The organism is Rhizobium sp. P28RR-XV, assembly GCF_012641385.1.
Lineage (GTDB): Bacteria > Pseudomonadota > Alphaproteobacteria > Rhizobiales > Rhizobiaceae > Rhizobium.
Genome location: NZ_JABAIG010000019.1, coordinates 21019 through 43855, shown reverse-complemented (window position 1 = coordinate 43855; position 22837 = coordinate 21019). Strand labels below are relative to the sequence as shown.

The window sequence follows — 22837 nt, the reverse complement described above, 5'->3', positions numbered from 1 at the left end:
GGATATGGCAAACGATGGCATCCCAAACCGGATCTTTGCTCTCGAATGGATAAGAACCGGTGCTCATCCCATTCAATGAATATTGCCCGTAATAACAAAGAAATAGAACGGAGCGATTACGACAATCTTCCGCTAGTCGCAATCGTTCTCATTTTGGATATCGGCGAGTTCTCGCCTCCCGTTGCTCTCCCACGGTGGATTTAGTTAGCCTCGACCCTTGTAGCGCGAAATGTGACCGTATTTGCGTCCCGGTCTTCGGATGTTTCAATGTTTATGTATTCATCTCCGGGATAATCAGTGAAATGGGATTTGTTCAACGTGAATGATCCGCCATGCGCATTTATTATCAGCCACAACGTGTTTCTAAGGCGAACACGCGCGGCTTCAGCCGAATGCTCTTTCTCGGGCTTTTTAGCGGCCATCACATCACCTCGTCGAGTTTCGGTGCGTCCACTCCAAAGCTAACGCAGGTGCACCGCTTGCGCAAGGTCCGCTTGGCATCAAGCGTTTCGCATGCTCGCAATCCGGGATTGAGTGAGCGCCAAGTCAGTCATTCCATTTGAAGTTAGCGTTTGCGCTCGAATGGGATAGCCCCAGGCAATCGCCCCCACTCGGCTGGATCGAACGCGAGCACAGAGGGCACAGATTGGTCATACAGCCGCAGATAAGCATAGCCGATGCCTGCTCGACCCAGCAGCAGAGAGGGGTCTTCGACATCCCACCCGCAAGGCCATACTCCTGAGATCCCGTGGCATTCAATACCACCAATAAAACATTCCACGGCGGCTTTCGCGGCGCAGTTTTGCCAATTCAAGTCAGCATTTCCCCATCGGGAAGCCTCCAACAAGATCTCGGAATTTCCGGCGAGCCCATGACATAGGTTGAAATTGGCGCTCTCGTTCCCAGTGTTCCTTTGGACCGTTAGCCGGAGTGTCTCAATAGCGTTGACGATGTGCTTCGGGAGCTGCCGAAGTCCCATGACACGGCCCAAATGCAGGCGGCTAAGAATAATGCCCGCGCCACCGTGGCACCAGAAGTTGATGAATTGGCGGGACTTATCATGACCTCGATGGTCGGGCCAGTTGGCGCGACTGTCACTGTAGGTCAGATCTTCGTAGTGCATGGCACCTATAATTGCATCCAAGAATGAACGATCCGTGGTAATTCGCCAGAGCTCTGCCAACGCAAGGACAATACCGGCAACGCCGTGCGACATCCCACTGAGATGCCTGCTGGAGGCAATCGTTGGATTATGCCAAGACCATGACGGCCCATCCCGGTGCACAATTTTTAGAAGCATTTCGCCAAAATCGATTGCATATCCGCGAAATGAATCATCCCGCAAGAGAACCGAAAAGCTCAACAATCCAAGTATTTTTCCGGCCAATCCAAGAAGCAAATCAGGGCTGTTCGCTTCGGGAGCCGCCTGTGATGTAGCAACGTGGCGAGCTACGACGACGGCTTCGTCTACGACGCTTTCGTTTCCAAGGGCAAGAGCGGAGCGCGCCGCAATCAAGGCGATTCCCAGCGATCCGGCGTACAGACCGGTCGCTCCTGCGGGCTCCGATGTATCAAAAAGCGCCTGCCGCATGGCCGCTGTTCCCGTTTCCAGGAACTCCTCGCTTTGGGTTCGATATCCCAATTCCAACAGAAAATGTCCTATTCCGGCTGTCCCATTGTAGAGACATGAAGGAAGCGTTCTAGCGGTCAAGGGTGATCCAGGAAGGGTAGTGCTGCCAATCCATTGGCAGCGGCGCTCGTACCAAAACGCGTCCGCCGACAGTCGTTGACCAATCTTCTTGGCCGCCATCAACCATTTTTCTGCAGGCACGGCTCCTGAGCTCTGTTGCCATCGGTCGGCTGTGTTCGTTGCGGATCGACAGATGAGAGTCTCGAGCTGCTCGATGCAACCCTCGTCCGAATGTTGCTGCTTGTAAGGGCGGCTTGGATCAATGCCGTGACTGAGAAAAACCGCGTCGCAGCAAGAGTGAACGTCCTCCGGCTTTGTAAGTTCGACCTCAGCGGCGCGCAATCGGGCTTCAGCGATAAGGCCACAACGATGCCTTCCAAAACTCTCGCCTCCCGGAGGATTTTCTGCTACCGATAATCCTGGTGCGATCCAGCGGGTTAACGCCGGAACACCATCCCGAAAACAATGGCTTGCCTCCCGGTACGCATCCGCGAGCGCTCTTTGTGCGCCGCGTGCGCGAAGATCAATGTAGATCACGCTGGTATCCAGCCGACGACTATAGTCAAGTGGATGAGCAAGCGCCTTCAACCTGAACTTGACCTGTGCACAATCTAGATGGCGTGTCGCGGTCGCAATCCATTCTGCGGCGCCGCGGGCATGCAAATTTGAGTATACTCGATGCGGCGCAGCCTCATTAAGGTCGTTTCGGCCGAACAGCAAAAGAAACCCCGGCGACGCGTGCAAGGTCCAACTGCGACCGCCTACGGCGACGACGTCGGGCCAAGTGTCCTCGCCGTTATCAGCGGATATGGGGAGACCGTTCTCGCGCCGCCGAAGTTGGGAAGTTCGATCCGGGTAAACGGAAATCCCTCCCAAGGATCCCACGAGCGCTGTTGGCGTGATGTTTTCGACTGGCATCTCCGTCCACGCGATTTTGTTGAATCTGGCATCACAGAGCATTTGCACAAACTCGTTATCTGCCTGGACATAATAATGAGGATATTCGAGATAGGGCGTCGGGCCGCCGACGCAGTAGAAATTCTCGTACAGGCAGTCCGTCATTGCTCCAATAAGAGTAGCGTTGCGGCGCAGGGGCTTAAGCGAATGAACCCTGCGTTGCGAGAGCGCGCGATACACGCCAAACCATTCAAACCCTGGCGGATCAAGAGAGACCAGCAGTTCTCTCATCGCAACGTCGATTGCAGCGCCCGGGTTGTCGTCCAACATTAGCTATCCGCCTCCCACAAAAGCCGTGACAGCTCTTTACGGCGAACTGCGAGGTTTGCTGCCATCTGAACAGCCTTGACGGAATAGAGGTCGAGTTCGGTGCGAATCTGACCCGCCTCAAAAGCAGTCTGAAGGAGGCGAGCTGCTGAAAAGCAGAGACATTCATCTGCGAATTGTGCATCGAGCTTCTTACCAGCGTTGGCACAGTAGCTTTTTAGAAAGACCTTGCAGAAAAGACTGACCCTATGAAACAAAGCCACTTCGCGTTTTCCGTTCTGATCGTCGCTCGTTTCGATGCCGTGATTCACGGCGTCAATCAACCAAACATGAAGCAGATCCGCGAGTATAGATCCCAAATCCCAACGGGTATCACCTAACCCCGCAAACTCCCAGTCGACCAGAACGATAGCGCGTTCAATGTCTCGGAATACTATGTTATCGAATTTCAAGTCACCATGAATCAGGTTCGAAGATTGCCAGGATACCTCCAAATCTGTCAGGAGTTCACAAAGCGGCCTATCGTGATGGATCGCTGAAATCAGCTGAATATTGGCGGGTGTCAGGTCGCGAAAGAACTCGAGGCCGGGACGGAGCAGCGAAATCCCCCTCGGAGTTGGTGAAGCACCTTCGATGTGGCTCCCCGACGTAGCCCGATGGGCAATTGCTAGGGCACGGCCAAGTTCTTCCACCTGAGCGGCAGCAACCTCTTTCCAGCTTTTCGGCGTGCCTACCCCAGTAGATGAGGGGATCAGCTCGGTCACAAATACGCGAAGTCTAAGATCATGGTGAACCATACGCGGTACGTAAATTCGAAGCTCCTTAAGGTCAGACTCGAGAAACTGTGCTTCGTTTCGGACTGAACGAGCCGTCGTGTCATTGCGGGCTTGTTTGATAAAAAAACCCGTACCATCTGCTCTCTCAACGCGAATGTTGCAATTGCGCCGCCCCAACCGGGTGATCGTAAGACCACCTTCAACGATGTCCGCATTGGATATCAGGCCGGCACCCAAAAGCAGGCGAGCCGCGTCCGCTTCACTTAATATCATCGGTGCGGTAAAGTTTGCCACTCAACGCGTGGCGGCGATCCACCCCCTTCACCAATTCTCATTTTTCTTCAACCTGAGGAGGACAAACGTCGGTGTGGCAAATTTGCTTAGACATGCAGATGTCCGATCGGCATAACCCTCCGCCAGAATGGGCGGCAAAGTATTCGCCGACAAACTCTTCAGCTGGTGGCGACGCCGCGTGAAGCGATAGCTTTGCCACCGCGGTTTCGGATGGTCTCACAAACGTGTGGCTCTCGGCACGTTGCCCAAGCGCGTCTGAGATGGGACCATCCAGAAACAAGTGCTTGATTTCGTCTATCAAAAGAGAATGGTCGGAGCCATCCGCAGCATTAACTAAATCCATATCAAGTGCCTCCAAAATTCCAAGGACCGCGCACCAACACCATGACTTAGCAAAAACGAACTCGGTATAAATACCTTATATCTTGCAATGGGTTTTGCAAGCACTCGCACAACTCGCAGTGCTACGTGTCACTTTCCATTTAATTTCGGGTCTTCCTCACTTTCTGTGGTGATAGACTTTGCGGTGGTCGCAATGCTCAACGCTGCACCGGCGGAGGAGAATTTCAGCGAAGTAGCGGCCATGCAGAGATCGGATCAGTCCATTGAAGACGATCCGGCAGGCGCTTTTAGCGGGATGGGCGGGAAGCATGCTACCGCTCAATTGACGAGGTTACCCCACAAGGTGAGAACGACCACGATTAAATGGCAAGCGACAGTTGTTTAATCGGGCGCCAATCTCGACGAAACGATCCGCATCTTCATCGATGCATTTCCGCTGCAGCAGTTGGAAGCACGCAATGAGGATTGCATCAACGAAATGCTCGCAGCGAAAGTCGCCTGATCCGACAGAGATGTGCAGAACGCCGGGGCTTGCCGCTGGATGAAAGTTCAGTGGTAGGTCAATTGAATTCGCTATTTTTGGAAGACCCCGCTGCCGCATCTGGATCACCGCTCCTGCATGGCCTGCGACGTGACCTCGACGATCGGCGAGAACAGGTATTCGAGGATCCGCCGCTTGCCGGTCTTGATCTCGGCGGTGGCCGCCATGCCCGGCGAGAGCGGCACGACGTTGCCGTCGACATTCATGGTGCCGGCGTCGAGCTTGACGGTAACGGGAAAAACAAGGTTCTGCACCCGCTGCACATTCGTTGTCGGCACAGTTGCCTGCAATTGCTTGGTCGGAGCGCCTTCAAGCTGGTTGGCATCGGGCTCGGGGATTGCGTCTCGCGCGACCGCTGTGACATGGCCATGGATCACGCCATAGCGCGTGAATGGGAACGCTTCGAGCTTAACGACGGCGGTCTGTCCGACGGAGACGAAGCCGATATCGCTGTTTGGGATATAGGCCTCCACCTCCAGCGTCGAACCATCCGGCACGATGCGCATGAGGTCGACGCCTGTGGTGACCACCTGGCCGATGGTATTGATCGCCGACGATTGGATCATACCATCGATCGGGGTGGCGATCGTCATCGATTCCCGCCGCTTGCGGGCCTTGATCAGCTGGCGCTCGAGTTCGTCGGCCTGGCGTGAGGCCTCGCCTGCCTTTTCGACATTGTCGGCAATGAAGGTGTGCAGCGTCTTCTCTCCGTCGCTGGTGGTGACGCTGAGCGATGCCTTGGCCTCTTCGAGTTGGCCGGTCTCCTCGGCGAGTGTTGCTTCCTCCTTCTGGCTGACCTCCTTGGCGTCGATCACACCGGTCTTCGAGCCCGCGTCCTGATCCACCAGCGACGCACGGATGGCCACCCGTTCGTTGAGCGTGTCGACCAACCGCTGCTGCGCCGTCATTGTCTGCTGAAGCCTGGCGACAGTCGCTTGGCTCTGCGTGTGCTGTGCGGCGATATTGGTGAGGCTTGCGGCAAGCTGGGAAAGGTCGGCCTTGAAGATCGACTGTTCGCGCTCGCGGATGCTGGCCGGCGTGTCGGAGGCAAAAGCAAGCGGGAGATCGGGGATTTGTTTCCTGTCCGTCCAAATGCCCTGCTCCTGCCACTGCTCGACCGTTGCCAGCACAGCCTTGCGGCGGACCATCTCACCCCGATAGGCCTGCAGATTGATCGATATCGCCTCCTCGTCCGACCTAAGCTCGGTATCATCGAGCTGAACGACGATGTCGCCCACCTTGACCTTTGAGCCATTGACGACCGGAATGGACCTGACCTTGCCGAGCTCGATCGACTGGATCACCTTGACGCGGCCGGTCGGTTGGATCTTGCCTTGCGCGGTCGAGACGATGTCGAAAGTGCCGAGATAGCTCCAAAGGAGCGTGGCTGCCACGACGATGGCGATGAACCAGATGAAAGCGGTGCGGATCGGCGAGGCTGGTGTCTCAAGAATCTCGAGCGCCGCCGGCAGGAACTCGTTCTCGGTTCTACTGCGCCGCTGTGGCCGGCTCGGGCGCTTGGGCGGCTTGACCACCTGGTTCATGGCTGATTGAGCCCCGTCTGCAATTGCCACAGATGCGCATAAAGACCGTTCGACCGGGCAAGCAGGCTGTCGTGCGTGCCCTCTTCGACAATGCGGCCATCCTTCATGCCGATGATGCGGTCGCAATGGCGGACGGTTGCCAGGCGATGGGCGATGATAACGACCGTCCTGCCTTTGACGATCTCGCGCATGTTGGCAAGGATGATGCGCTCGCTCTCATAGTCGAGCGCACTGGTGGCCTCGTCGAGGATCAGCATCGGCGGATTGGTGGCCAATGCTCGCGCGATCGCCAGGCGCTGCCTCTGGCCGCCGGAGAGGTTGGCGCCGCGCTCCTCGATCAGCGTATCATAGCCCTTCGGCAGCTTGGCGATGAACTCGTCGGCGCCCGACAGCCGCGCCATCTGCATGGCGGCTGCGCGCGACATTGATGGATTGACCAGACAGATATTGTCGTGGATCGTCCGGTTGAACAGCATGTTCTCCTGCAGCACGACGCCGATATTCGATCGGAGCCAGGCCGGATCGACCTGGGCGATATCCTGGCCGTCGACGAAGACCTGGCCGCGGGTCGGGATATAGAAGCGCTGCACCAGCTTGGTCAGCGTCGATTTGCCCGATCCGGATGGCCCGACAATGCCGATCACTTCTCCCGGCCGCACCGAAAGGGAGATATCACGCAGCACTTCCGGGCCATCGGCGGTATAGCGGAAGTTGACGCCCCTGAAGGAGATGGCGCCTCTGGGCTTTGGCAGGCTGACGGAGACTTCCGGCCGCGGCTCCGGCGGCGCGTTGAGGATATCGGCAAGCCGCGCCACCGAGACCTGCACCTGCTGGAAATCCTGCCAGAGCTGCGACAGACGCAGGATCGGCTGCGAGACCTGGCCGGCAATCATGTTGAAGGCAACGAGCGCGCCGACGGACAGCTCGCCATTGATGACGGCCTGAGCGCCGAACAGAAGCAATGCGGCGGAGGTGATCTTGTTGACATACTGGATGGCGTTCTGGCCCTTGGCGGCGAGCATGGTGGTGCCGAATGACGATTGCACGTAGCCTGCCAGCCGCTCTTCCCATTGCGCGGCGACGACCGGCTCGACGGCCGAGGCCTTCAATGTCTGCACGCCGACCACGGTCTCGACGAGGAGCTGCTGGCTATAGGCGCCACGCTCGAACTTCTCGTCGATCTTCTCCTTCAGAAACGGCCGGACCAGAAAGCCGATCGCCAGATAGAAGGGGATCGAGGCCACGACGATCCAGGCAAGCTTCGCGGAATAGGAAAACAGTACGAAGATGAAGACGATGGTGAAGATCAGATCGAGACCGGAGAACAGCCCCTGCCCCGTCAGGAAATTGCGGATCGTCTCCAGCTCGCGCACGCGGGCGATCGTCTGGCCTGTCGCCCGCGTCTCGAAATAGGAGAGTGGCAGGTTGAGCATATGGCGAAACAACCGTCGCCCGAGCTCGACGTCGATGCGATTGGTCGTATGCGACAGTGCATAGGTTCGAAGATACTGCAGAATGACATCGAACAAGCCGACGGCGGCGAGACCGACGACCAGCACGATCAGCGTCGAATAGCTGCGATGAGCCAGGACTTTGTCGACCACCACCTGGAAGAACAATGGTGTGACCAGTGCGAAGATTTGCACGATCAGCGAGGCAAGCAGGACGTGCCCGAAGGCATGGCGATAACGCCAGATCGACGGCAGGAACCAGCGGAAGCCGAAATTGCCGCGCGAGGCTCCAGGCCCGGCCAAACGCCGCTGCAGCAGGATGAAGTGGCCTGATGTCTCGGCCAGCAGTTCATGCGCCCCAAGATTGCGGCTGGAAAAGTCCGTCGGATCGATGATGCGCCAGCTGTTGTCTGGTGCGGCTCCGCCGAAGACCGCAAAGCGGCCATCGGTCAGGCAGGCGATCGCCGGCGTCGGCAAGGTCGCAAGCCGGGCATCGGACTGGATCTCCAGATGCTTGGCTTTCAACCCGACAAGCTTGGCAGCGCGTAGCAGGTCGTTGCGCCCAGCCTCCTTCGACAGCGCCAGATCGCGGGCCAGTACATCCGGGTTGGAGGCGATGCGGAAATAGCCGGCGATCGCCGCAATCGCTGCAAGACCACTGTCGGGCACGCGCACTTCGTCCAGGGAGGCGGTCGGCGGCGGGCTCGGTTCGAGGGTGATTGTTTGGTCCATGACAGTTGGCTTGAGCAGGTTGATCGAGACGCGCCGGAGTTATTTTTGAACCTGGATGCTGGTAGCGCTGTCCTTCACGGTGCCATTTCCGAACGAAACGCGGAGGATGAACCTGTCGCTCCCGCTATAGCCCGGAGACGATTGGTAATAGTAGCCGATGACGGGAAGCTTCAGTGAGTTGCATTTTGCAAATCGGCCCTTTGCGTCGGTCAAGACCTCCTGCTCTGCAACAAGCGTCAACTTGCCATGAGCGGGCGGTTCGACCACGCGTATCGTCGGTGAATGCCCTGCGCTGCAGTCGGGGTTGATGTGCCAAGCGCGTCCAACACGTTCACGGTTGCCGCTTTTTGCAGTCTTGTCGTGGCTCACCTGCCTCACTCCGTCCGCAGATGTAGTGACGCATCCAGACATTGATATGGCGATTATGATAGAAGAGAAAGCCACAAGAGGAAATCGCATTGCTTCCTTGTCCTTAATGCTCCGGCGCGTTATCCGGATTGATAAATGCGACGGTGTAGATGCCATGCAGCTCACCAATTAAAGCCAGCTCATTTGACGACATTGATCTCAGTCGTCACATCTTGAACGAAGCCATTTGCGTAGGAGTGTCGTGTAATCGCGCGGTCGGTACCGATGAATCCACTATCGGACGTATAATACTGCCCGTTGCCTGGTACTTTCTTGGAATTGCATTTGCCGTTCTTCCAATACGGGAAAACATCCTCTCGCTGGATCAGAAGTTTGCCGTGCTTTGGCGCCTGCAGCACGCGAACGGAAGGATTTCCCCGCACGCTACAATCAGGGTTCAGACTCCAATCGCGCCCGACCTCCGTGCGTTCACCGCTCACGGCAAAGGCATGGTCATTAATCTGCTTGATGCCATCCGCGTTGCTGGTTACGCAACCCGACAATGCGGCGCCTGCACCGACTAGGATCAAGGGTAAAATCAATACTTTATGCATGCCAACTCCTCTGCCTGGGGCCATTCAATGAAAACCGGAGAGCTTTTCGTGTTGGGAACGCGGCGTTGCGGGGTGTGAACCGGCGGTCCGCAGAGCCCTCACCATGCTCGCGCTCATAACGCGATTTTGAGTAAACTGAACATACTCATCATAGGGGATGGCGCCTTTGGCATAGGCGGTGAGAATACGGCGGCAATATTCGTGACGTACATTGGATCGCTCGACATTCATCAGCTTCGCGAGCTTGTCCTGGGCGTCCGGCGTGATGCCAGAGTGGCTGCATTGCTCGATGTTCCAATTGAGAGCCGCAGGATTGCTCAACATGTTCTTATCATAGTCATACCCGCCCTTGGTCGTGACGGGCGCGGCATTCGCCGAAACAGAAAAGGCGGCTATGGAAATCGCAGCGAAAATTGGAAGATTGCGTCTCATTCTGATCTCATTTGTTTGGCATCGGCGCGGCTGGTCCGTGGATTGCGGCGACCCAAGAATCGATATCGAGCAACGGAAGGTACTTAACCGACACACCAAACTGCGTTGGCCTGGCGTGTCGGTTTTCGTTAGCGATCCTTAAGCGGCATTTTGCTTGGGGATCGCCGGCTGGTAGCTAAGCGTGGCGTCGCCGACCAGGTAGTGCGACGTGCCGTCGGACGTTTGATAGGAGCTTGTCCCCGTAATCGCGGATCCGTCAGAGAAGGACTGGCTGCCATCCGTGGTCGATAGAAGGTTGACCAGTTTGATGCCCGCCTCCGACATGGTTTGCAGTTCCCCATCGTCGACAGCGCCGTTTTGGTTGGCATCGCGCCAGACACGGAATTCGCTCCAGCGATCGTCATTGGCATCAAGCACATTATCGTGATTGCTGTCGAAGGCGAGACGCAGACCGTCCAGGTCAGAGACCGAGCCACCATTCGCCGCCACCTGATCAGGCGTCGCCCATTCGGAGAAGGCGAGCTCCTTCGACTGATCGATCTTGCCGTCTGAACCCGCCTGGCCGTCCTCGCCAAGATCGATCGCGAGGAAGCCGTCCTGCGGACCCACCCAGGCGGTGCCGTCGCGTGCGCCGTCGCCATTCCAGTCGAAGGTGACGGAGGAGCCGGTGGCGAGCGCGTTGGTATCGAGCGGCCGCAGATCGATATGACCGTCGCCATTCAGATCGAGCAGCACCGGACCATGGCCATAATGCTGTGCCGGCCATTGATCGACCATAATGTAGGGATTTTGGTGTCCGCCACCTTGGTATGCATATCGCGCCCAAGCGATCAGTGTACCGGAGCTGTTGTACTGATAATCGGTATAGCCGCCGTCGTCGTTATTTGATCTTGCGTCGTGGAGCACGTTGTTGACGAAATGCTGAACAACGGTGGTCCACGCCTGATTGTTGCTCACGTCGTGTGTGGTCACTTGGTAGGTGCCCGCCGTATCGCTGTAGACACTTTCGGTCACAAGCTGACCAGCTGAATTATAGGCATTGGCAAGAGACGACCAGCTCTGGGAGTTGTTAACGTCGTAGGCATACAAAATCTTGCTGCCGTCATCATAATAGACATTTTGATTGGTCATCTGACCAGCGGTATTGAACGACTGGTCGATCTCGGACCATGATTGGGCATTGGTCGGATCCCAGATCCATACCCCCTTTGTGCCATCATCGTAATAGGCCGTCTGTGAGGTTCGCTGACCATTTCCATTAAAGCTTTGGTCAACTCGGTTCCACGACTGGGCATTGGTGACGTCGAAGTCGATACAACCTGTACGCTGGCCCGCGGCATTGTAGTAATCGATGTGCTGCTGCGCTCCGGTCGGTGCGTAGAGGGTAATTGCAGTTCTGGTTCCATCGTCGTTGTTGACCGTTTGATTGGTCATCTGACCAGCAGAATTGAAGGACTGATCGATCTCGGACCATGATTGCGCATTGGTCGGATCCCAGGTCCACACCCCCTTTGTGCCGTCATCATAATAGGCCGTCTGAGACGTGCGTTGACCGTTTGTATTAAAACTCTGGTCAAGCCGGCTCCAGGCCTGCGCATTGGTGACATCGAAATCGACACTACCGGTCCTTTGGTTCACCGCATTGAAATAATCAATATGCTGCTGAGCGCCCGTCGGCGCATAGAAGGCAATTTCTGTTCGAGTGCCATCATCGTTGTTGACCGTCTGGTTGGTCATCTGCCCGGCAGAATTGTAAATCTGGCTATAGCTCGACCACGGTTGCGTATTGCCGGGATCGTAATTGTAAACGCCCTTGCGCCCGTCATCCATATAGTTGACTTGCTGGGTTACGCGCCCAGCGCTGTCATAGGAAATCTGGTAGCTTGCCCAGTCATTGGAGCTTGTTACGTCGTAGTCGATGCTCGCGGTGCGGACACCCGCAGCGTTGAAGAAATCGACGTGCTGCTGGGCGTCGGTTGGCGTGTAGAAAGTAATCTCCGTCCGCGAACCGTCGTCGTTGAACTGCTTGTCTATCGTTCTGTTGCCCAACACGTTGAAGGACCGCTCGACACGGGTCCAGGGATTCGCATTCAGTGGATCGTAGTAAACGGCGAACGTTGGGATGCCCGTCTTGTTGGCGTTGATGACACCAAGCACTTGCCCGCCGGCGGCATTGTAGTTTGTCGTTACCGAGCTTCCATCGCCGGCGATAACGACCTGCGCCGTCTTTCGGCCCTGACCATCGCTGGTGACCCTGAGCGTCAGGCTTCCCATCGCCGAGACAGTGTCGACGACGCTCTGCGTCACCGCGCTGCTGGCATTGAGATCGACCTTCGTCAGCGTGATCGAGCCATCATTGTGAATGACGGACGTTTCGGTGTGGTCGATAACGCCATCATTGTTGGAATCCTTGCTCAGCACTGTGATCAGGCCGTCCGCGCTGGTCTTGATCGTGCCCTTGGCAATGACCGTGCCGCTGGTATTCGTCTCTGTCACCGTGGCAACCGTCGAACCGTCGACCTGAAGCTGCGACTGCATGACAACCTCGAAGGTGCCGTTGTTGTCGTAGTCGTAATTCACAATCTTCGTATGGCCATCGCGGTAGCTGTCGGTTTCCACCTTGGCGGCAATCGCCTGGCGCCAATTGACCTTACCGGCCGGAAGATAATTCGTCTTCTTCGCGATGGCATTGTTGGTGACGATGGAGACGACCGAACCCGCCGTGTCGGCGGTCAGCGTCTCCACCTGGTCCACCGTGCCGTCGCCATCGACGTCCTTGGAGGTGGTGCGCACCATGCCGTCGGACGATTGCTGGATGGTCGTCTTCGTCGCCAGCTTGCCGGTCGTCAGATCCGTATCGGAGATGACGGTCATCTTGCTGCCATCGGCATTGTTGGTATTGACGGTGACACGGCGGCGATCGACGGTGCCGTTTCCATCGAGATCCCAGTCGGTGGTGGTCTGCAGCCCGTTAGCCGTGGTGGTGGAGGTCGAGCCGTCGCCCTTGACGCCGGCGGACTTGTAGTCGGTCACGCTCTGCGTCGTAACACCGGAATCCGCCGTGACCGTCTGCTGGTGCTGATCGATAACGCCGTCGCCATTAGCATCGCGGTCGATCGTCAACGTCTGCTTATCGGCGCTGGTGAGCGTGACAGTCTTGTCGATGAGCTTGCCGGAGGCATCCGTCGTTGTGACGGTCTCGCGCTTGGCGCCGTCCGCTAAAATCTCGACCGTATCGCTGACCGTTTGCGTCGCAAGGCCCGTCCGTTGCTCGTTGGTGGAGACGACCAGACCATCGGCATTCGTCGTTGTAACGAACTTCGAGATTAGAGAGCCATCGGCTTTCGTGCTCGTCACCGTCCGGGTGCGGGTACCGTCGGCATTGATCGCGGTCACGTCTGTCGAGGTCTGGGCATAGGTGCCAGCGCCCTTCAGATCCGATTGCGAGGTGATCGACATGCCGTTGGCGCTGGTAGTGGTCAGATAGCGGCTGGTGAGTGTCGTGCCGAAAAAGTAGCTGACGGTCTCAGTCCGCGAACCATCGGTATTCAGAACCGTCACGTCGGTCGTCGTCCTAACCCTCGAGAGAACGACTGAGGAATTGGCAAGAGCCCACGCCTGCGCTGCGGCGGCTGTGTGCCCCTGCCCCTCCGGAGAATCCGCGCATTGTTGGGCCAAGGAGGCGCGCGTGGTTCCGGCCGCGATCGCGCTCACCCAGGCTTCGGCAGCTCCTGGTTCGGGCGCCCGACCGAGAGCGTTTTGATAAAGCAACTGGGCGAACTGAAGATCGGTGAGCGTGCCGTACTTTTGCGCAAACTCAGCGGACCCGATCATCATGGCGACAACTTGTACTGCGGTCGTGCCGGTATTAAGTGCGCTCGCGTAAGTGGCGAAGCCGGCGGCATCAGGATCGCGTCCCAAAACAGCATGATAAAGCCGGTAAAGCTCATTTCGGATCGTCGCGCCAAACGGATCGTCGGACACCACCGTTGTCCTGCTCAAGCCGTCGGCAGAGATGTCGGTCTGGGTAATGGCACTTAGGGCAAGCGTGCCACTGCTGTCGGCGGTGTAGATCTTTTCGACCGTCGTCTTGCTGCCATTGGCATTGAGCGTCGTCAAATCGCTGACGGTCTTGTTGGCGGCACCGTTTCCATCGGTGTCGTAGTTCACCGAGGTGTTGAAACCACCGGCGCCCGTCGTCAGCATTGTGGAATGCGACACAGCGCCCGTGGATGTCAGATCCGAGAGAGTCTGGGTGACGCTGCCGTCGGCATTCTTGGTCGTGACGGACTTCTGGTCCACGACGCCATTGCCGTCGATATCGTAGTTCACCGTGATCGCCTTGCCGTCACCGCTCGTCGTGGTCGTCGTCTTGTTGGCGATCACACCGGTGTTGGTCAAAACCTCGGTTGTCGACCCATCCGCGCCAAGCGTCGTGACGTCGCTACCCGTGCGCAGAGTCGCACCCGCGCCATCGGTCCAGCTGGTCTGCCTGGACAAACCATTGCCGCTCGTCGTCGTTGCCGTCTTCGAGATGAGGCTGCTGCCCACGCCGAACCTTGAGACCGTCTCGGTCTTGCTGCCATCGGCATTGAGCACCACGACGTCGGTGATGACTTGCTCATAGACGCCGTCACCGTCGAGATCGGAACTCGTAGTCACGGACAGTCCATTGGCCGACGTCGTCGTGACGGCGCGGCTGGCAAGCGTCGTAGTGCCGGCCTTGTAGGTCTCGACCGTCTTCGTCGTCAGACCTGTCGCATCAATGACAGCCGTCGTCTTGACGTCGCTCTTGCCGTCCCCATCGAAATCGACTTGGCTCGTAACAGTCTTGCCATCCGAGGTCGCGGTGTTCGTCGTCTTCGACAAAAGCGTGCCGGTTGCCGTGCTGACGGCATCGACCAACGAGGTCGAGCCGTCAGCGTTCAACGTCTTCGTGACGGTCTCGCTCCGGTCGACCGTGCCATTGCCGTCATAATCGTAATCGCTCTTCGTCGCCAGCCCATTGGCGCTGACGGTCACCTTGGTCTGATCGGTGAACGAGGTGCCGACGTAATCAGACGTCGTGGTCGTCTTCGAGCCGTCATTGTTCAGAACCGTCGCCTTGGTGCTTTTGGCATCGATCGCGCCATCGCCATTGATGTCGCTCTGGACCGTGATCGTCAGGCCGTTGCCCGACGTGGTCGTCGTTACCTTGTCGAGCAAGACGCCAGTATTGCTCTTGTCGGTCACCGTTTCCGTCCGGCTGCCGTCGGCATTGATGACGGTTTGGTCCACCGTGGTCACATCGACCGTGCCGTCGCCGTTCAGATCGTCCGCCGTGGTCGTGGTCAGCTTGTCAGCGCTGACCGTCACGATCGTTTTGCGGTGGAGCGCACCATCGGCGCTTGCCTGTATCGTGGTCGTCGTCTGGCTGCCGTCCGCGGCGATGATCTGCGCTGCGGCCGCATCGATGTGACCGTCACCATCCACGTCCTTCGTGACAGAGGTCGTCTTGCGATCCGCGCTGACCGTGATCACCGTTTGGCTGAGCAGCGTGCCGTTGCCGCTCTTCGCCGTTACCGTTTCGGTGCGAACGCCAGCATTGAGGGTAATCACGTCGGTGACGGTCTGATCGACCGTGCTGTCGCCGTTCAGATCGGACTGAACCGTTTGCGTCAGGCTGTCGGCAGACGTTGTCGTCACCGTCTGGCCGATCAATGCACCATTGCCGCTCTTCTTCGTCACCGTCTCGACCCGTGCGCCGCCAGTGCCTGCCGTGATGACATCGGTCGTCACGGCATCATAGACACCGTCACCATTGGCATCGGTGCTGACGGTTTTGGAAAGGCCATCGGCGTTGGTCGTCGTCAGCACCTTGCCGACGATCGATCCGTTCGGATTAAGGGTGCTGTCGGTCTCGGTGATCGTTCCGTCGCTCGCAACCGCAATCACGGTCTGTCCATCCGCAGCGCCGTCACCATTGGCATCGGCCGAGATATTCTTGCTCTTGCCGTCTGCGCTGGTGATCGTGACGCTCTTCGACAGGAGGACACCGCTGGCGCTGGTATCCTGGACCGTCTCGGTCCGTGAGCCGTCGGAGGCGGCCGTCGTCACGTCGGAATGAACGAGATCGGCAATGCCGTCCCCCGTGACATCAGACGAAGTCGTCGTCGACAGGCCGCTTGCGGCCGCGACGGTCGTCACCGTGCTTCTGGCCGAATTGTCACCATTCATCGTGGTCACCACGGTCGTCACGTCGCCATTGGTAGCAATCGTCGTCTGGGTCAGATCGCGCTCGTCGATCGTGCCATTGCCGTCGAGATCACTGGTCACGGTCTTCGTGTGCCGGTCGGCGCTGGTGACCGTCGTGACGCTCGAGAGCAAAGTGCCGTTCGAGCTGCTGTCAGTCACTGTTCGCGTGCGCGATCCGTCGCTGGCGACGGTCGTGGCGTCTGAGACGACCTCATCATAGGTTCCGTCGCCGTTAATATCGGTCTTTGTCGCCTTCGTCAGGCCATCGGCGCTGGCGAGAACCTGTATCTGGCTCAGCACCGTCCCGGAGGCGCTGAGAGCCGTGGTCGTGGTAGTCGTCGAACCATCGGCATTGGTGACAAACGTCTGGCTCTGATCGGCCTTTCCGTCGCCATCTTGATCAATGGTCGTCGTGATCGTGTTGTGGTCGGCACTGGTGACCGTTGTCGTGCTGTTGAGGACGGAGCCATCGGCATTGAAATTCGTGATGACCCGCGTGCGAACACCCGAGGCAACCGTGGCGACATCCGTTTGCGAGCGGTCATAGGTGCCGTTGCCGTCATCGTCGAATTTGGTCGACACGCTGTTACCGTCGGCGCTGGTGTTTACCAAATCCTGGAAGGCCAGGCTGCCATCGGCATTGTAGGCCTGAATCGTATTCGTCTTCGACTGGTCGACATTGGTCACGGCCGTCGATTTAACGATATAGCCGTTGGAATCGCTGGCAAGAACGGCGTCGCCCACTGCTCCCGTCGAGCCGTCGGACTTGGTATAGGTCGTCGTCCCGGTAATGGCCGAGCCGTCGCTAAAACTCTGGCCGCTGCCCTTTGGCGTCAGGTCGATCGAGGTGATCCCGAGCGAATCCAGCGACACAAGCTGGCCGTCGACCATGACCTTGAACTTCGACCATTGCGCATCGCCGGCATCGAGTTTGCCATTGTCATTGGTGTCGAAGACGTCCTTGAGCGCCTCAAGATCGCCCGTCGCCGTCGGATCCCACTGCGTGAACTCAAATTCCTTCGAGTTGCTGATCTTGCCGTCGCCGTCGGCGTCGAACACCAGGACGCCCGTGCCGTTGCCTGCCCAAGCCATGCGGTGCTGGTAGCCGTCGCCAGCGATGTTCAAGAACTGGGACGAACTGCCGAGCGTATCGACGTTTACGCCATTGCCAGAAAGGTCGAGGAGAACAGGGTTCAAACTGTCGTCTTCAGATTTGCCTGGGTGATCTTCCGTTGCACTGTGGGATGATGAGTAGCCCCCGATATGATCATCCGCAGACTTCCCTGCATGATCTTCCGTCGCACTGTGGGAGGACGAATATCCCCCGATATGATCATCTGCGGACTTCCCTGCATGGTCCTCGGTGGCACTGTGGGACGACGAACCACCCCCGATATTGTCGTCTGCGGACTTCCCCGCATGATCTTCCGTCGCACTGTGGGAGGACGAGCTATAGTACCCGCCAGGCGAACCGTCGAGACCAAGGTCACCCAGAATCCCTCCGTAGAATGGCTCAAAGTTCATGTTCGGCGGCGTCGGAGCAACCGGGACATCTGGAACGTTCGGCATAAAGCCGAAATTCCATGCGGGGTTATCGACAGGCGTAACTGGCGTCGGCGCCACCGGATCAACCGGAGTGAACGAGATGGGACCGATGCTATCAGGCGTCGGGGGATTGATCGCTAGGTCAAGATTGAATGGGCCAGAATATGGCTGCGAAGGAGTAACGGGTGCTGGATCAGCAACGCCAAACGTATCAGGATTTAGAGCTCCTAAATACGCGGTATCATTTAGCGCACCTACAAAGGCAGCCCCGATTGCTTCAAGGAGTTCGTACGGTGCCTTCACATAACCATATGCTTTAGCCTCCGCCTCGCCCGCCGGGGATTTCTCTCCCATCCCCACCCCCAATTGAACGGTCGCAGAATGTGTCCCCAATGAAACTCCTACGCCGGCTCCCTCAAAATACTCGGCACCAGGATTCGCCTCCTTGTTGGAGGGATCGTAACTTACTCCTGGGGCGGTAATATTGTGTTCAAATTCAGTTTTGCCCGTCATCAGGCTGTGATTGACACCAACCTCTAGGCCGGCTCCATGCAGCCCAACGCCGGCTGCAGCGCCGACACCGACGTCAAACCGCTCATCGCTTTTAGGTTCATCTCGTAGCGTTCCCATACTTATCTCTCTATGTATTGAGTGGAGAGTTTGTAGCGTTTTACTATCAATATCACCTTTATGACTTAGCCTTTGATGACAGATCTCATATCCTCAAGCCCTTGTATGAGATCTTGAAGTATCTTCGGCGCCTGGAGATCTCCATGTTCCGCGGCCTTTCGATACCAAAACATCGCTTGACTGATATCCTTTTCGACGCCTGCGCCCTCAAGATACGCGTCACCAAGGTTCTTTTCAGCGCGCGGATAGCCCTGCGCTGCCGCCTTCCGATACCAATTCACAGCACAAGCGGTATCCTTTGGGCGTCCCAACCCAAGAGAACACATGATGCCAAGACCATTTTGTCCACCCGGATAGCCCTGATCTGCAGACTTTTGGAACAGAATTGCCGCTTTCGAATAGTCCTTCACTCCATTCATTGAAATATAAATGCCGCCCAAATTGGATTGAGCAACTGCGTTACCAGCGCTGGACGCTTTTTCCAGCCAAGCGATTGCAACACTTATGTCACGAGGAACGCCAAGCCCCCACTCATACCGGCCGCTCAAGTTTACTTCCGCGCGGACATCCCCTTGTTCTGCCGCCTTGCGGTACAATTCTGCGGCTTGCACATCATCTTTCGCAACACCTCGACCATTTGCGTACATTGCCCCTAGAGCGTTTTGCGCACTCGCCAGGCCCTGATCCGCCGCCTTTCGATACCATCGTTGGGCCGTATCGAAGTTTTGCTCCACGCCATGCCCGGTTTCATAAAGAAGCCCCAAGCCAAACTCGGCTTGAGCATCGCCCTGCTCAGCCAAGGGCTGCCAGTATTTCAGCGCGCGTTGATAATCTCCTGTATTATATAGATCCTGCCCTTCGTCAGCATATGCGGCCGTTTGAAGTGCAGCGATAATTATCGATATTGCGAGTAAGTATATGACGCGCATAGCGATACCCAGTTGTTAAGTGATCTAGTAATCACGGTGACGTCGCCGATAAGTGGCATACCCTAGCGCATCTGCAACCTCGAACGATCAGTACAAGTCCTCATGTTCGCCAAGCTGCTCACCAAGCCTGTAACTCCTCCATCGGACTCGCAGCTGCGGCGCTTCTCACTACCCAAGCCAAACTGGTCGCAACTCTAAACTGACGGCTCACCGGTTGCTCAGCATTGTCAATCTACAATCATCGCGTATATTCGCGGTGATTACGAACGAAACGAAGCCGAGGCATCGCAACCCACTCACAATGCGCATATTAACTCCACGTATACGCGCATTTTTGTCATTTGCAATAAAGGACTTTTCGATGACGAGCGAAATAAGCGAAAATGATCACGCCATATCCGAATTACGCTCAGATCATCCAGAAGGCGAACCAGCGCTCGCCGCACAATGCATCGCGGCCCTACTGACACGGCACGGCATTCCCAAGTACCGGTTCGCCGTCACCGTCTCCGAGATCCTCGGCCTTTCCTACTCGGCGGGAAACCGTCGTCTGACGACAAATGCCTCCTGGTCGCTTGAGGAATTGAAGCGCGTCGCCGAGCATTTTGGCGAGACGCTGCAGGAACTCGTCACATCAGAAAATGCCGACGCCCTTGTCGATGCTTCGATCGTCATCAACAACCACATCGTGCCCTGCCGTATCCGCCTGGGTACCATCGTTGGTCAGGTGTCGCCAGGAACGCTGATTGCCGCCGAGATCGACGGATCGTGGCGGGTGATGCCGGCAGACGCCAGATCGATCATACCGGCCCATATCGTTACCCGTCTGCTGATCGAACCGACTGCCTCACGGCGCCGGGTTGCCATTCTGGACGATCACGCCGATACCGCCAAGACGATCGTCCAGTATATGGAGACGGCGGGGTTTGAGGCGGTCGCCTTCAGCGACCCTCAAGCTCTTCACGATCAGACCGATTTCGACGCTTATGTGTTGGACTGGATCATCGAGCGCGATGCACGGCGCCAGACGGCACTGGAACTGGTCGAGAATATCCGCGCGCGCAATGCGCTTTGCCCGATCATCATCCTCACTGGGCAGATCAGGACCGGGAATGTCGACGAGGAGAACATTGCCGCGGCATTGGCGCAGCACAATCTGAAGTTCTTCACCAAGCCGGCAAGCATGCCGATCCTCATTGCCGCCTTGAACGCCAGCTTCAAAACTGCATGATCGTCCGCAATTGCTGCTGCCGTATCGGCTTAGTGAGCATGGCATCGAAAAGTGACAGGTCCCGCCTGGAGCCAGCATTGGCGGCTGAAATGGCGACGAGCTTTGGCTTGTAGCCCAAATTCGTCTTGCGGATCTGGGCGGCAAGCTCGGGTCCGGTCATGATCGGCATATCGAGATCGATGAAGATAGCCGAATAGGCATGTGCGGCGGCATAGTTCAGTGCCGCCATACCGGAGGATGCGACGTCGGTTGCTAAACCAAGCTCTTCAAGCACCGCCGAAAAGCCTTTCAGGAGGTCAGGATGGTCGTCCACTACCAGCACCCGTTTCTGATCGTCATTCGCCCTCTGCGAGTGTCCCTCCGCGAGGACTGCGGGAATTGACAGGTCAAACAGGCTGCCGCCCTCGGGCGGGCTGCTGACCGTCATTCGCGCGCCAAGCTGCCGCAACAGGGTCTGGACGACCGATAGGCCGATGCCGCGGCCTGCGCCGAGGCTCAAAGGTCCCCTCGCATCCACGTCGCTCTCGAGGATTCTCGACGGCAGGCCCGGTCCGGTATCGGTCACGCGCAGGGAAAGTTCGCCAGCCTTTTCATCAAATGGCGCAAGATCGACCTGGACAAAACCGGATGACGTGTATTTCACGGCATTCGAAACGAGGTTATGCAATAATTGCGCAATGCGCTCGCTGTCCGCGACCACGAAAATAGCTTCATCTGGACTGATCAGCCGCAGCTGCAGATGCTTGGCTTGCGCCATGTCTTGATAATTTTCCACCACCTCGCGGACGAGCTCCCCTGCCTCGAATACACCAGGCTGCAGTTCGATATATCCCGTTTGCGCCCGAGCCAACGTCAGCATGTCGCGAAGCTGGATTGCAAGGCTATTTGCCGCCCGGCGGATACGCGCCGTCAATTCGCTCCGCGTCCTTATATCCTGAGGGCGTTCGAGAATATCCAGCGCCGAAACGATCACCTGAAGCGGCGTCCTAAGCTCATGGCTGACCATGGCGAGGAATGAGATCTTGTCTTCGACAGCCGCTTCCGCAGCGGCTATCGCGCGCGTCCTTGCGGCAATCGCCAGCCAATAGAAGATCGAAATGATAATGAAGGACAGGATTGCACAAAACAGCATGCCGGCAATTACTAGGATGATGATATGCCCTGCCTGAATCGTCTGGAAAGCCTTTTCCTTCAACTGGCTATCCCGATCCATGGCCGCCTTGGAGACTCTGTCCACGACAAAGGCCATTTCCTCCAGCTTCGGCAACAATGCCTGGGCATCGGCTGACGAAATAGCGGGTTTGATTGCGGGCAGGACCTCTGTCGCGAATTTCTCCAACGCGACTCCATCCTCGGAAAAGCCCGGAAGCGTCTTAAAACTATCGTTCAACTGGGAGGGCCGGACGATAATAGTGATGCCGGAAATCAGGACATCAATGTGAAACGAGAGCGCGTCCGGTTCAATGGCAGATCCATCGGCCATTGCTTTCAGGTCCAATCTGACATCTTCGAGCTCCCTGAGCACCTGCGCCGTCGGCCAATAAGAAAACGACGGATTTCTGCTGCTCGCGGAATCCCAGAGATCATAGGCAGCTCGAATGGCAGCCCAGTTGTAGCCGATAACTCCAAGGCATAGGGCTACGATCACTGCGGGAATGCTAAACCATGCAACATGGAAAAACTTCATTCCACTTCGATCCCGCAGAGCTGCCACACCAGATACGAGGCCGCGGCCGGCGTGTCCAATTGCTCCTTGAAACTGTCACGGGGAAACATGACGAAGACCGGTCCAAAATCCCTAATCGTCAGCCGAACCCCGTTCTTGCTGACGGCAAGGATGGTGCCGTACTTCTCCAGATAATCGGCATCCACTTCCACGCTGAAATTATCAAGCGCAATGAGCCGCAGCTTCGTTCCTTTCGCATCAACCTCGCTCAGCACCTTACTGAGCAAGGGCCCCGCGAAATCGCTATTGGGAGTCCACGCCGTCGATGTTGTCACTGTCGATTGCGGTAGTCCGAGAAATTCGCGTTCAGACATCTCATAGGCATTTGCGGCGCTGTTCGTCGTCTTTCCAATTTTGCCGGAGATTGTCAAAAAAACACCCGGCGTGCATCCATTCGGAATACGCATGGCTGCGTTCGCCAGCCCGGTGCTCGACCAAAGACCAATGACAATCAATGCGAATGCGCGCACCATTTTCCCAGACATGCCCAACAATCCTGCAACCTTTCGCAGTCTGGCACAATTCCAATCAATTTCGAAGGGTATCCGATGGCG

13 protein-coding genes are annotated in these 22837 nt (G+C 57.1%); 1 reads left to right on the top strand and 12 read right to left on the bottom strand.

Translation table 11 applies throughout. The features are described 5' to 3' along the window. Window positions 1-565: 565 nt before the first annotated feature. The 10 genes from HGP12_RS29730 to HGP12_RS29685 form a co-directional block, all read right to left on the bottom strand. A complete protein-coding gene (locus HGP12_RS29730; protein ID WP_168880027.1) occupies window positions 566-2917 on the bottom strand; it encodes a lanthionine synthetase LanC family protein in 2352 nt (783 codons plus the stop codon). Next, a complete protein-coding gene (locus tag HGP12_RS29725; protein WP_168880026.1) occupies window positions 2917-3984 on the bottom strand; it encodes a phosphotransferase family protein in 1068 nt (355 codons plus the stop codon). The genes HGP12_RS29730 and HGP12_RS29725 overlap by 1 nt, the downstream gene beginning before the upstream one ends. Window positions 3985-4021: 37 nt before the next feature. Next, window positions 4022-4327, bottom strand: coding sequence for a hypothetical protein (locus HGP12_RS29720; RefSeq protein ID WP_168880025.1), 306 nt, complete (start codon window positions 4325-4327; stop codon window positions 4022-4024). A 605-nt stretch (window positions 4328-4932) separates the two neighbouring features. Beyond that, window positions 4933-6411: an HlyD family type I secretion periplasmic adaptor subunit gene (locus HGP12_RS29715; protein WP_168880024.1), complete on the bottom strand. Its 1479-nt coding sequence runs from the start codon at window positions 6409-6411 to the stop codon at window positions 4933-4935. Then, window positions 6408-8594, bottom strand: coding sequence for a type I secretion system permease/ATPase (locus HGP12_RS29710; RefSeq protein ID WP_246703590.1), 2187 nt, complete (start codon window positions 8592-8594; stop codon window positions 6408-6410). Before HGP12_RS29710 ends, HGP12_RS29715 begins: the two co-directional genes overlap by 4 nt. A gap of 39 nt (window positions 8595-8633) precedes the next feature. Next, window positions 8634-8963, bottom strand: coding sequence for a hypothetical protein (locus HGP12_RS29705; RefSeq protein WP_168880023.1), 330 nt, complete (start codon window positions 8961-8963; stop codon window positions 8634-8636). 179 nt (window positions 8964-9142) lie between these two features. Next, window positions 9143-9556, bottom strand: a complete 414-nt coding sequence (locus HGP12_RS29700) for a hypothetical protein (RefSeq protein ID WP_168880022.1) — start codon at window positions 9554-9556, stop codon at window positions 9143-9145. A gap of 24 nt (window positions 9557-9580) precedes the next feature. Beyond that, a complete protein-coding gene (locus HGP12_RS29695) occupies window positions 9581-9988 on the bottom strand; it encodes a hypothetical protein (RefSeq protein WP_205926714.1) in 408 nt (135 codons plus the stop codon). 138 nt (window positions 9989-10126) lie between these two features. Beyond that, window positions 10127-17419: a beta strand repeat-containing protein gene (locus HGP12_RS29690; RefSeq protein ID WP_246703589.1), complete on the bottom strand. Its 7293-nt coding sequence runs from the start codon at window positions 17417-17419 to the stop codon at window positions 10127-10129. A 1043-nt stretch (window positions 17420-18462) separates the two neighbouring features. Then, window positions 18463-19326: a tetratricopeptide repeat protein gene (locus tag HGP12_RS29685; RefSeq protein ID WP_168880021.1), complete on the bottom strand. Its 864-nt coding sequence runs from the start codon at window positions 19324-19326 to the stop codon at window positions 18463-18465. A gap of 361 nt (window positions 19327-19687) precedes the next feature. On the opposite strand from HGP12_RS29685, the gene HGP12_RS29680 reads away from it, so the two are divergent. After that, window positions 19688-20557, top strand: coding sequence for a helix-turn-helix domain-containing protein (locus HGP12_RS29680; protein ID WP_168880020.1), 870 nt, complete (start codon window positions 19688-19690; stop codon window positions 20555-20557). Here HGP12_RS29680 and HGP12_RS29675 read toward each other — a convergent pair. Further along, the gene (locus HGP12_RS29675; protein WP_168880019.1) at window positions 20544-22244 is read right to left on the bottom strand and encodes a hybrid sensor histidine kinase/response regulator; all 1701 of its coding nucleotides are present in this window, start codon (window positions 22242-22244) and stop codon (window positions 20544-20546) included. The genes HGP12_RS29680 and HGP12_RS29675 overlap by 14 nt on opposite strands. Next, window positions 22241-22768, bottom strand: coding sequence for an oxidoreductase (locus HGP12_RS29670; protein ID WP_168880018.1), 528 nt, complete (start codon window positions 22766-22768; stop codon window positions 22241-22243). The genes HGP12_RS29675 and HGP12_RS29670 overlap by 4 nt, the downstream gene beginning before the upstream one ends. Between the last annotated feature and the right edge of the window lie 69 nt (window positions 22769-22837).